Source organism: Paenibacillus sp. V4I5 (assembly GCF_030817255.1).
Lineage (GTDB): Bacteria > Bacillota > Bacilli > Paenibacillales > NBRC-103111 > Paenibacillus_E.
This window is the reverse complement of record NZ_JAUSZB010000002.1, coordinates 2164559-2177361: the sequence shown is the minus strand read 5'-3', so window position 1 is coordinate 2177361 and position 12803 is coordinate 2164559. Positions and strand designations below refer to the sequence as shown.

8 protein-coding genes and 1 pseudogene are annotated in these 12803 nt (G+C 42.0%); all 9 read left to right on the top strand.

All coding sequences use genetic code 11. The annotated features are described in order from the left end of the window. Positions 1–3 precede the first annotated feature (3 nt). The 9 genes and pseudogenes from QFZ78_RS11840 to arfA all read left to right on the top strand — a co-directional run bounded on the left by QFZ78_RS11840 (position 4) and on the right by arfA (position 12728). Positions 4–1632 (top strand): response regulator, encoded by a 1629-nt coding sequence (locus QFZ78_RS11840; RefSeq protein ID WP_307547663.1) that lies wholly within the window; start codon positions 4–6, stop codon positions 1630–1632. A gap of 128 nt (positions 1633–1760) precedes the next feature. Further along, positions 1761–3134 carry an extracellular solute-binding protein gene (locus tag QFZ78_RS11835; protein ID WP_307547661.1) on the top strand — a complete coding sequence of 458 codons (1374 nt, stop codon included), beginning with the start codon at positions 1761–1763 and terminating at the stop codon, positions 3132–3134. Between the two features lie 66 nt (positions 3135–3200). Continuing rightward, positions 3201–4109, top strand: a complete 909-nt coding sequence (locus QFZ78_RS11830; RefSeq protein ID WP_307547659.1) for a carbohydrate ABC transporter permease — start codon at positions 3201–3203, stop codon at positions 4107–4109. A gap of 19 nt (positions 4110–4128) precedes the next feature. Beyond that, complete coding sequence (locus QFZ78_RS11825) at positions 4129–5445, top strand: carbohydrate ABC transporter permease (RefSeq protein WP_307547657.1); 1317 nt, start codon at positions 4129–4131, stop codon at positions 5443–5445. Between the two features lie 125 nt (positions 5446–5570). Next, a complete protein-coding gene (locus QFZ78_RS11820) occupies positions 5571–6674 on the top strand; it encodes a peptidylprolyl isomerase (protein WP_307547656.1) in 1104 nt (367 codons plus the stop codon). Between the two features lie 136 nt (positions 6675–6810). Beyond that, positions 6811–9258 carry a right-handed parallel beta-helix repeat-containing protein gene (locus tag QFZ78_RS11815; RefSeq protein WP_307547654.1) on the top strand — a complete coding sequence of 816 codons (2448 nt, stop codon included), beginning with the start codon at positions 6811–6813 and terminating at the stop codon, positions 9256–9258. 74 nt (positions 9259–9332) lie between these two features. Further along, positions 9333–10145: pseudogene (locus QFZ78_RS11810) on the top strand (glycoside hydrolase family 43 protein); the annotation flags it as partial. Positions 10146–10205: 60 nt separating this feature from the next. Beyond that, the gene (locus QFZ78_RS11805; protein ID WP_373461114.1) at positions 10206–11165 is read left to right on the top strand and encodes a glycoside hydrolase family 43 protein; all 960 of its coding nucleotides are present in this window, start codon (positions 10206–10208) and stop codon (positions 11163–11165) included. Positions 11166–11225: 60 nt separating this feature from the next. Next, positions 11226–12728: an arabinosylfuranosidase ArfA gene (arfA, locus tag QFZ78_RS11800; protein WP_307547652.1), complete on the top strand. Its 1503-nt coding sequence runs from the start codon at positions 11226–11228 to the stop codon at positions 12726–12728. The last annotated feature ends 75 nt before the right edge of the window (positions 12729–12803 follow it).

The window sequence follows — 12803 nt, the reverse complement described above, 5'->3', positions numbered from 1 at the left end:
CGTATGAATTTTAAAGTATTGGTTTTAGATGATGAGCCCAAACAACGAAAGGGGATCATTGCGAAAATTAACATATCGGGATTACCTATTACCATTGTAGGTGAAGCTGGTGATGGAATTGAAGGACTTGAGTTTGCCCTCCGCGTGCAGCCTGATATTGTGATTACAGATATTCGGATGCCCGGAATGGACGGATTAGATTTTATAGAACGAGTCAAAGAGCTTAATCCTGAAATCGTATTTGTTATTATTAGCGGGTATAGTGATTTTGATTTTGCCAAAAGGGCGATTAAGTACGGCGTATCCGACTATTTGTTGAAACCTATTGATGAGGCGGAGCTGCGCAGCAATTTGGCAAACATCATATTGAAGATTGAAGAGACGCGGAAATCCCGATTAGAAATGGAAAAGTTGAAGCAAGATAAAGAGATGAATATGGAAAGTCTTCGCCAACAATTATTAACGAGAATGGTTCAAGAACCCAAACAGTCGGCTTCCTCACAAGAAAGCATAACGACGGTATCTGATATTATAGAGAGATTTCCCTACATTTTGGCCATCGTACTTGTATTAGAGCCCTACCAGCTTCCACATTATTCATTTCGTACGGGCGATGAAGATCTCATCCGGTTCGCCATCGAAAATATGATGTCGGATCAAATGAAATTGGCGGGTAGAGACGGAGTTATATTTCAACACGCTATTCACCAGAATGAGATGGTTTATATTTTGGGAGTCGAGAATCCGAATGAAAATACCGCGGTAAAAGAATGGCTCAAAGGCGTTCTTTTTGGAGTGAATCATTACATGCGTCTGGAAGTGACGATCGCTATTGGCAGTATTGTCGATAGCCTGGATAAGATGCAGAAATCATACCAGTTAGCCAAATTGTCGCTTCGTAATAAAATCATTAGCGGCGCAAATAAAATTTATGATTATGGCTGGATTCAGAGCCATACGAACTCGAGAGAACAATTCATGAAAGAGAAAGATGAAGAACTGCTGTTTAGTCTTCTTAATGAAGGGAATGAAACGGCATTACATCGATGGATTGCGCATCGCATTCAGAGCCTTGTGGACTTCCCGACAGCTACTTATTCTCAGCTAGAATGGTTCTGCGCAGATATGTATCTTCTCTTAAGGAAATATCTATTGGAGAAAACAGAGGATACCAAGTTGGTTATTGGGGAAATGGACGATCTGCACTATTGGCTGCAAAATCTGACGAGTTGGAGTGAAGCTGTCCATCAAATCCAAAGTCAAGTTACTAATATCATCCATTTCTTGAATAAAGCTCATCCTGTTAAGGATGTCATGGATGAGATTAAGCAGTATCTTGTTATGAATTTAAATGAAAACATATCCCTGCAGTCCATTGCAGAACGTTTCTTTATTCACCCTACTTATTTCTCTAAGCGGTTTATAGATAAGTATGGCCAAGGCTATTCTGATTTTCTGACCCAGCTACGGATGGAAAAGGCGGCTGAATGGTTAAGGGAAACGAATATGAAGGTTCAGGAAATAGCGGAGATGGTCGGTTTTGAGGGTGCTGCGTACTTTAGCAGTGTTTTTAAAAAATCGCAAGGCTTATCACCGAAAGAATACAGGCAAATGAATCGACAAACAAAGTAATAAGGTGTAAAAAAATTATAACTTTCATTGAATTATTTGTAGAATAACCTTGAATTATTGGATTCTAACCATCTTCCGTTCATCTTATAATGAAAACGTAATCAAGAATATCTCAGGGGGATTGAAAAATGAAGAAACAACTTAAAGTAACTGCAGTCGCTCTCTCTTCCGTACTTTTGCTTAGTGCATGTGGCGGCAAAACAGCCACTACAAGCCCTAGCAGCAGCCCTGCCGGCAACACGCCAGCAGCTGCTTCAGCCAAACCGATAGAAATTACAGTATGGGATAAGCCAGCTGCTGATAATCCTGTAAAGCCGTATCTTGAGAAACAGTTTGCAGCGTTTGATGCGCAATTTCCGAACATCAAGGTGAAGCATGAAGAGCTTGCAACAGGAGGTAAGGATCGCGAGCAATATTTGACAGCAATGGCTGGAGGGCAAGGGCCAGATGCAACACCGAATAATCCTTACCCTGACATGGAAAAATATATTAAGCAAGGTTTTGCATTAGATATTACTGATCGATGGAATAGTTATGCAGATAAGGGGAAGTACATTCCTTCTTCATTGGTAGCTGCAAATAGGGATGGAAAAGTCTATGGCGTTCCTAATGATATGTATGTGACGCCTTTGATCTATAATAAAAAGCTTTTTAAAGAAGCCGGTCTAGATCCTGCCAAGCCGCCTGCGACATGGGATGAATTTGTTGATGCGGCAAAGAAATTAACAGACCCAAGCAAAGGTCAAATTGGTTATAATATTTTGGGAATGGATTGGGCAGATTGGTTTTTTGAATATTATGTTTGGCAAGCCGGCGGGGATCTCACTAAGAAAAATGATGACGGAACAGCTACGTTGACATTCACTTCAGATCCCGCAGTAACTGCGCTGCAATTCTACAAAGACTTAAAATGGAAGCATAAAGTCGTGCAGAAAAACGTTGTACAATCTCTGGACGACAATAACAAGGATTTCTATACAGGACATACGGGAATGACCGTAGGCTGGGTGGATTGGTTTACTGCTAAAGGCATGGATATTAATGATATCGGCGCTATGCCGTTTCCTGCTGGCCCATCTGGTAAATCGCCTTCGCAAGTCGGAGGTGCCTATTGGACAATTAATGCGAAAACTACGAAAGAGAAGCAGGATGCAGCTTGGACCTATGTTACATTCATGTCTTCGAAGAGCTTCTACGATGGTAGATTGAATTATATCAAAGAAATTGGCCAATTTCCTAACTTGCTTACTTTCCGTACAGATCTGGACACCTCAAAGATTTATGAGGGTATCCCTGCTGATATTGTTGAAAATATTAAGAAGGCTGCTTCAGATACACATCTAGAGTATTTCTTAAAGGACCGTCTCAGTAAGTATGTCGTTGCCGCGATTCAAAAAGTGCTGCTTGATCAAAACGCAGATCCAAAAGCCGAGCTTCAAAAGCAACAAGATCTGGCTCAAAAAGAAGTGGTAGACAAATACAATGCTGAAGTAAAAAAATAAATAGAGACAGTAGACATCGGGATTCCCTTAAGGGAATCCCGATAACTACCTAAGAGGGTGAGTGGAATGGAAACCAGTATAGAGACAGGATTGCAGAGTGTAAAAGTGAAACGACGTATAACCATTAGCTGGATGCCTATTATCTTTTTAATTCCTTCGCTTGTTTGTTTTCTCCTATTTAAATACTATCCGTTGTTTAAGATGATCTATATCAGTTTGTTTGACTATGAAATCGGAAATCCTCCCGGAACGTTTGTGGGATTAAATAACTATGTTGAATTTTTGAGTTCGCCTTCCTTCTGGCATGCGATTGAGATTACCTTTGTTTTCGCGTTGATGTACTTGCTTATGACGTTCTGGGTTCCTATCGTACAAGCGTTGCTTCTTAATGAAATTCATCACGGCAATATGTTTATTCGCTTCCTTTATCAGTTGCCCTCTGCTGTTCCGGTGGTCGTTAATGTTCTGATTTGGCGATGGATGTATAATCCCGATCACGGCATATTGAATTATTACCTTGGGAAAATCGGTTTAGGTCCTTACCTTTGGTTAAACGACTTGCATGTAACGAAGTTTGCGATCGTTCTCCCTTCACTCATTGCAAGCCAAGGGATAGCCATCCTTTTATATTATTCTGCCATACGATCGGTCCCTACGGATATTCTCGAAGCCGCTAAAGTAGACGGGGCGGGTCCATGGAAACGATTGCTAACGATGATCTTACCGAATATGAGATTCATTATTTTCATTCAATTAATTAGCTTTATGACAGGGATCCTGCTGACCTTTGATAACATTTACGTGATGACCCAAGGGGGACCTGCCGACAGTACAACGGTTGTATCGATGTTAGTTTTCAACACGGCCTTTCAACAATTTCGTTTCGGAGCTTCGGCAGCCATTTCGGTGTTCTTATTTATCCTGATTGGCTTGATCACGTTTATACAACTCAAAGTTTCCAACGATAATGATTGATAGAAAGGAGTGATGAGCTTTGAATCCAAATACCATTAAAGAAAAAGGCCAAGGGTCGATTAAAATTATTGCTTATAGCATTACCTATTTATTTATTTTTTTATCGCTTATTCCACTTGTGTGGATGATCTCTTCTTCACTGAAGGACGCGTCGTCTATTCAAGCCTATCCGCCAAAGTGGTTGCCTACCATCCCTCATGCGATTCAAGTTCAAATCGATTACACAGGCCAAGAGTCGAAGGATGCTGAGTTTTACGAAAAAGATGCGATGAAAGCGACTTGGTATCCATGGGCATCGAATATTCGTGATTCAATCGGAGAAGTCGTTATTCGCGGGATGAAAGACGGCAAGCTGATATATACCGCGAAAACATCAGGACCCTCTTTCCTTTATGGAAGAACGCTAGTTGTACCTACGACGCTTTTTAACGACAATCTGATGAATGTCAAATTACCGGTTATCCAAGCGAATAAGCTATCTACCTTCCAATGGTTTGGGGATCATGGTGAAATCGCAAACGAATTAGAAAATTCGCAGGAGCTTATTTCTACTCATTTTCGGGATTTTTACGCGACTTCGAAGTACGTCAGCGGCAAGGTACAGAGTATCGAAGAAAAGCCTAGATTTTGGAGCATTTTCGATAGTTATCTGATCCTGGATAAAGTTACGAAAGCCGCATCCAGTAATGGCAGTGGATTTACTCATTATTTTCTGAATAGTGTGATTGTCACGTTAGGTTCTATTGTTTCTCAATTGCTGTTTGGCGGTTTGGCCGGATATGCGCTTTCGTTTCTTATTCACAACAAAAAGCTTAATTTAGTCTTGGTTATGTTCTTTCTAGCCACCCTGATGATCCCGGATATTGCCTTATTAATTCCGTTATATTTAACGATGACTCAATTGAATCTGATTGATACGTTATGGGCAATAATATTACCGCATACCGCATGGGGTATTGTGATTTTCCTGTTCAAAGGCTTCTTTGATCAATTACCGAGGGAATTAATCCAAGCGGCAAGAGTAGATGGCGCCTCTGAATTCAGAACCTTTTATCAAATCGTCATCCCGATGTCCATCCCGATTTTCACGGTTGTTTCGGTTCTGACATTTTTGCCGGTTTGGAATGAGTTCTTATGGCCGCTCGTTGTGGCTAAGTCTCCGGCAAACTGGACCATCACGGTAGCACTGAATAATTTGCAGTATCAAGGTGGATCTATATCGGAGAATATGCTCATGGCCAGCGGTGTCATTAGTATGATTCCTTTGCTCATTGTGTTCATAACTTGTCAAAAATTTATTGAGAAAGGTGTTGCCTTTACTGGAGTAAAAGGCTAATGACGATCTGCTAACCTAATAGTTAGGCTCGTCGGCCATAAGTCGGACGAGCCTTCAAATAATGAACAAAATGGATAAATCATGTACACATTGGAAAATCTAATCGACAATCAGGAGGGGGACTTATGAAGCAAAGTAAGCGGATAAATCGTATTTTTAAAAAGAAAATATTTTTTGCCGTCCTATTGCCGCTATTAGCGACGGTACTGCTTTCAGCCTCTTTGATTGTATCTCATTCAAGCAAATATTCAGGTGGGGCAACCGTATTTACGGTAAATGGAGAGCCAGTATCCAAGGATGAGTTTATGAACGTCATGTCGGGTTTAAGAGCAAATGTCTTTTCCTATTTTGTTCAAAAATATGGAGTAACGGACAGCGCCAAATTCTGGACAACAAGCTTTCAGGGAGAAATACCGATTGAAATTCTTAAGCAAAAGACATTGGATAAATTGAAAAGAATTAAAACAGAGCAGATCGTCATGAAAAACAATGGAATAGCCAGCGATATATCCTATTCCGGTTTCCTCGATAAGCTCAAAGCTGAAAATGAAAGGCGAAAGAAGGCAGTAGAAAATAAACAAGCTATATACGGCCCCCAGCAATTTGATGCGACAGGATATTATGAGGTTCTCCACGGGAATAGGATGGAGGAATTAAAAAACAAACTGGTAGATAAAGAGCTGTCATCCAGTGATGAAGAATTAAAAAATGCCTATGACGAAAATAAAGAAACAATGTATAAAAAGATAGATTCGATTAAGTATGAAAAAATAGTCCTATCTTATTTGGATGAAAAAGGTAATCCTTCGCCAGATAAGAAAAAAATTGCAGCTAGTATGGCTACAAGAATAAAGGAAGATACAAATAAGGGTTTGAAATTTGAGGATATCGTTAACGCCTATAAGAAACAAGATAAATCAGATATAGAATACAAGGGAATGGCGTTTAATGAAAGCACTTACAAGACGGATGTCAGGACATATCCGCAATTGACTACAACGTTGAATGAATTAAAGAATGGTCAGATAAGCGACGTTATTGAAGAAAGCGCTTCCTTTAATATCGTTAGAGTGCTGGAAAAAAGCATTCCTAGCTATAAAACACTGGATGAGGTAAGAGAGCAAGTTAAGAAGGAATTAACTGACAAAAAGGTTGATGAGTTCATAAATAAACGGGTTCATGAATCGAAGTTAATTGTGGATAACAAAGTGTACAACAGCATTTCATAACTTGTAAATTATTATTATCCGGACCTCAGTTTAGAGGAAGGAGGGCTGTTGTAAGATGGCTGATCAAAGCTGAGATCATGGAATAATAGTTTAAATAAATCAAACAACTTAGCGTTGAAGGAAAGGGGATATAATTGTGAAAAAATTTGCTAGTGTATGGCTCCTCATCATGATGATTATGGCGCTTACCATTCCGGTTGCGACCGTTCAGGCTGTAGGTACTACTTATTATGTTGATTCTTCCGGAGGAAACGATTCCAACAGCGGTACAAGCACATCCGCTGCATGGCAAACATTAACCAAGGTTAACAGTATTACCTTCCAGCCGGGTGACCAAATTTTATTTAAAGCCGGAGGCTCGTGGTCAGGCATGCTGAGCCCTCAGGGTTCAGGGGATAGTACCAGCCAAATCACCATTGACATGTATGGAACTGGTAATAAACCATTGATAGCAGGAGGCGGTGTTGCGGCAACGGTTTCCCTGAATGGTCAGGAATACTGGACGATTAACAACCTGGAAATAACCAACACTGCGGCCAGCAGAGCCGCAAGAAGCGGGATCAGGGTGCTTGGTAAAGCAACGGGGATTACACATGGCATCCACATTGCGAACAACAATATCCACGATGTAATCGGAGAAAACAGAAGATCAATGCCTGCGTATCAAAGTATGTATGATAACTCAGGAATTCACATCAGATATGATGGTGACGCTACACCGACAGACCGTTTTGATGATGTGTTGATAGAAGGAAACAATATACATGATGTTTTGACAAGCGGTATTAAGGTTGATTCAACCGGTGGTACGACTGCTGACCAATTGTTTACCAATATTGTTGTTAGAAACAATATTATAAGTAAAACGGGTTCAGATGGTGTGGTTATGGGCAGTACTCTGAACGCGCTTATTGAACATAATTCGGTTTATGATGCCGGCTACAATGGTAATCAAGCCGATACAAAGCTTATTGCAGGCATATGGGAAATTATCTCGAAAGACACTATTATTCAATACAATGAGGTAGCCAGAACTAGACTGTTTGATGCTGACGGCACAGCATTTGATACGGATTTAGGAACAGGCGGAACGATTTACTTCCAGTACAATTATTCCCATGGGAACGAAGGCGGATTCTGGCTTGATTGTGCGCATATCACACCTTATGGTTATGTAAAAACAGTACTTAGATATAACGTTAGCGTCGATGATATCGGGTATATAGCAAGAACTGACGATAGGCCAGCCGACTTCTACAACAATACATTCTATAAGTCCAGCGGTTCACTGGATGCAAGCCAAGGCGCTGACGGCAGCTCATATAGGTTCTGGAACAACATCTTCAATTTCCAGACAAGTCCTAACTGGGCATCTTCGCTATATGACAATAATTTGTACTATCCTGTTACGGCAAACACTGCCGATGGTAACGCAGTGACCGGGGATCCTAAATTTGTGAATCCAGGCGTTGTTGGCGACGGTATGAGCTATGCCGACAATTACAAGCTTCAATCGACATCAGCAGCTATTGATAAAGGTATACCAACTGCCGATAATGGCGGGGTAGATTTCTGGGGCAACACGCTGTACAATCTGATGCCGGATATTGGAGCTCAAGAGTACGGTACGAATGGCACTTATGATGCGAATACGACGAATAAGTTTTCACTCGATTTTTCAACGACACAAGGTCAGAAAAACTGGAACTATATGCAATATAACGGCAGCACTTACTCGAATATGACCTGGAATGGGGGCCTGAATGCATGGAAGGGTGCTGGTACGTGGAACCGGATCTGGTCCGCAGGAGTTCTTCATCCTGACACCAATGATACCGTATTGGCATGGAAGGCACCGAAGGCAGGACAGGTTAGAATCACCGGTAAACCAAGGAAAGCAGGTACCGGAGGTGACGGCGTGAATGTTAAGCTTATGCAAAACAGTACACAGCTATGGCCTGCAAGCGGATGGCAGGCAATCGGTGCTTCAGACATATCCGGAGTGGCGCACGATGTAACAATCAATGTTGCGGCAAATGATATGATTTATTTTGTCGTGAATAAAAACTCAACCAACAGCAGCGATGCAACGTATTGGGATCCAATGATCCGATACGCGTCTACGCTTGCCACTGATTTTTCGTCAACTCAAAACTCGGGGTATTGGAATTATATGCAGTTAAGCGGAAGCACCTATTCGAATATGACTTGGAACTCAACCAATAATCAATGGAAAGGTGCAGGTACGTATAACCTCATCTGGTCTCCATCTCAGATCCATCCGGATACTAACGATTCCGTAGTGGCATGGAAATCTCCAGTGAAAGGATCGGTAAGAATTACCGGCAATCCTAAGAAAGGAAATAGCGGTGGCGATGGCGTGAATGTGAAGATCATGAAGAACGGCACGCAGATCTGGCCTGCAAGCGGATGGCAATTTATTGCTGGTACAGACACCACTGGGGTCACACACGATGTTACGACAACTGTTGCAGCGAATGATATGATTTATTTTATCGTGAATAAAAACGGAACCAACGGCAGTGATGAAACGACCTGGAATCCGACTGTAGCTTTTCAATAAATCAAATTCCTGAAGGGGATGGCCTTAGCCATCTTCTTTAGGCACTAATTAAGGATAAGGATAAGGGGAAGCTAATGCTAAAAAGAGAAGAAATTCAAATACGAGATCCATTCATACTGGCTGATACAAATGAAATGAAGTACTACCTCTATGGAACGACTGATAAAAATGCTTGGGAAGGAAAAGCGACGGGTTTTGATGTGTATGTGAGCGAGGACCTTGAAGATTGGGAGGGGCCGTTCCCTGCTTTTCGGCCGGAAGCCGACTTTTGGGCAGACCAAAATTACTGGGCCCCTGAAGTTTATCTTTATGAGGGCAAGTTTTATATGTTTGCCAGTTTTAAAGCAGAAAACAGGTGCAGGGGAACACAAATTCTGGTTTCTGAGCATCCAATTGGGCCGTTTATCCCGCATTCGGATGGTCCTGTTACCCCTTCTCATTGGGAGTGTCTGGACGGAACTCTGTACGTTGATGATGCAGGGATTCCCTGGATGGTATTTTGTCATGAATGGCTGCAGGTTCAAGATGGTGAAATGTGTGCTGTCCAATTAACGAAGGATTTCAAATCTGTCATTGGCGAACCAGTGATTTTATTTCATGCATCAGAAGCATCGTGGGCTTGTGGATTTGCAAGAAGTGCTGCTTCAAACGAAAAAGATAACTATGTGACAGACGGTCCTTTCATGTATCGGACGGAAAATGGCGAACTCCTGATGCTGTGGTCAAGCCATGGCGCTGATGGATATGCAATTGGGATTGCGCGTTCTGCAACAGGACAAATTACGGGACCATGGCTGCATGATGATGAGCCGTTATTTACCAAAGATGGCGGGCATGGCATGCTGTTTACAACTTTTGACGGGACATTCATGCTAACCATCCATAGACCTAACCAAACTCCGGAGGAGAGACCTGTATTTTTACCTATACTTGAGCTGAATGGTAGGTTGAAAATAAAGCAAGCTTATAAAAATCCAATCGTCCTGCAGCGTGCAGACCCATGGATTTATAAACATACAGATGGTTACTACTACTTTACGGCTTCAGTTCCTGCGTTTGATTGTATTGAGCTTAGAAGGGCAGCAACTATACAGGAGTTGGGAACCGCTATTCCAACGGTCATCTGGAGGAAACATGCAGCTGGAAGGATGAGCTCCCTTATTTGGGCACCTGAAATCCATTTTATTGATGGTAAATGGTATATCTATTTTGCTTCCGGAGGATCGGATGAGAACTTGGACGAGGTATGGGACCACCGGATGTATGTTCTTGAAAATGAAGCCGCAAATCCGATAGAAGGGATTTGGGTGGAAAAAGATCAGCTTCAAACAAACTGGGAATCCGTTGCTCTGGATGCTACAACCTTTGAACATCAAGGAGTAAGGTATCTGGTTTGGGCACAAAAAGATCCCGAAATCGAAGGGAACTCGAATCTTTATATAGCTGAAATGTCTAATCCATGGACGATTAAAGGCAAACAGATCATGCTTACGAAACCGGCGTATCCATGGGAAATCGTAGGTTACTGGGTCAATGAGGGGCCTGCTGTATTGAAGAAAAACGGTAGAATATTTATCAGTTATTCGGCAAGTGCCACGGATAGCAATTATTGTATGGGGGTACTGACAGCAGGGGATACTACTGATTTACTAGATCCGAAATCATGGATCAAATCGCCAGAGCCCGTTTTCAAGTCAAACGAAGAAACCGGACAATATGGTCCGGGCCATAACTGCTTTACCGTATCAGAGGACGGTTCGGAGGATATTATGATTTATCATTCCCGAAGCTATAAGGAAATCATCGGTGATCCGCTGTTTGATCCCAATCGTCATGCACGAGCACAAAAATTAGTCTGGAATGAGGACGGAACTCCGAATTTCGGCATACCAGTTGCAGATCGTTAAGACATGGATGCTTCGAATCATACAGAGATGAATTTTATAATCGGAAATGGAGAATACAGGATGAAGCATGTGAAATGTATGGTTGATAAAGAGTATTTGATTGCAGAAATTGACGATAAGCTGTTTGGTTCCTTCATCGAACAAATGGGCAGAGCCGTGTATACGGGCATTTACGAGCCCGGTCATCCTCTAGCTGATGAACAGGGCTTCAGAAAAGATGTATTGGAATTAGTAAAGCAACTATATATTCCGATTGTTAGATATCCTGGCGGAAATTTTGTTTCAGGCTATAATTGGACGGACGGAATCGGACCGAAGGAGAATAGGCCAACTAGGCTTGACCTCGCATGGTTGTCTGTAGAGAGGAACGAGTTTGGGATCGATGAATTTGTCGACTGGTGTAAGAAGGCAGGTACAGAGGTAATGGCTGCTGTTAATCTGGGTACGGGAACGCCTCAGGAAGCGGGATACATGCTTGAGTATTGCAACCATACTTCCGGCACCTACTGGAGTGACTTAAGAAGAAAAAACGGGCATCCAGACCCTCATAACATAAAAATTTGGTGCTTGGGCAACGAGATGGATGGACCTTGGCAAATCGGTGCGATGAATGCGGAGGATTATGGTAAAAAAGCGCGTGAAACTGCAAAAATCATGAAATGGGTTGATCCGTCCGTGGAACTGGTTACATGCGGAAGCTCCTCCCCGTTGATGCCCACATACCCGGAATGGGACAGGGTCGTTCTAGAGCACACCTATGAACATGTTGATTATTTATCTTTGCACAGATACTACGAGAACGAAGGAAATGTCGAAGATTTCCTGGCCTCATTTGTAGACATGAATGATTTTATTAAAACCGTAGCGTCCACGGCTGACTATGTAAAAGCCAAAACCCGCAGTAAAAAGACGCTTAAATTATCATTTGACGAATGGAATATTTGGTATCAAAAAAAACAAACACGGTTCCCTTGGGAAGTGGCACCGCCGATTCTAGAAGATAACTATTCGCTATTGGATGCGCTTGTTTTTGGCGGTATGCTCTGTACGCTTTTGAACAACGCGGATAGGGTCAAAATGGCTTGTCTCGCCCAATTGGTCAATGTCATTGCGCCTATTTTTACGCAAATGGGCGGAAAAGCAATCAAACAAGCCATTTATTACCCGTTCCAGCAGGTATCGTTATACGGCAGAGGAAAAGCTATTCAAACACAGATAGCCTGCCCTAAGTTCGAGAGTAATCTTTATGGGGAGGCGCCAGTTATCCAAAGCGCTGCAACTTATAATGAAGAGGCGTGCAGTTTAACACTATTTGTATTGAACTGCGATAAAGAGGATGTCGAGTTAACGCTGGATTTGAGGTCATTTCAAGAGGTAAGAGGAATTGAACATATGATTATGGATGGTCAAGATCTGGAAGCTAAGAATTCATTTGATGAGCCAGATAAGGTTGTACCACGAATAGCAAGTATGATTGAGCATGGGGATAAAGTACGAAATGTTGTAATTCCTAAGCTTTCATGGAACGTATTGAGATTTTCCACTAACGGAGATAATCGATGATTACAATGACGCGCATTTAGAAAAAAGCCTTCGAGGTTGCAGAGGTTACCCTCGAACAATTAATGGATTATTTGA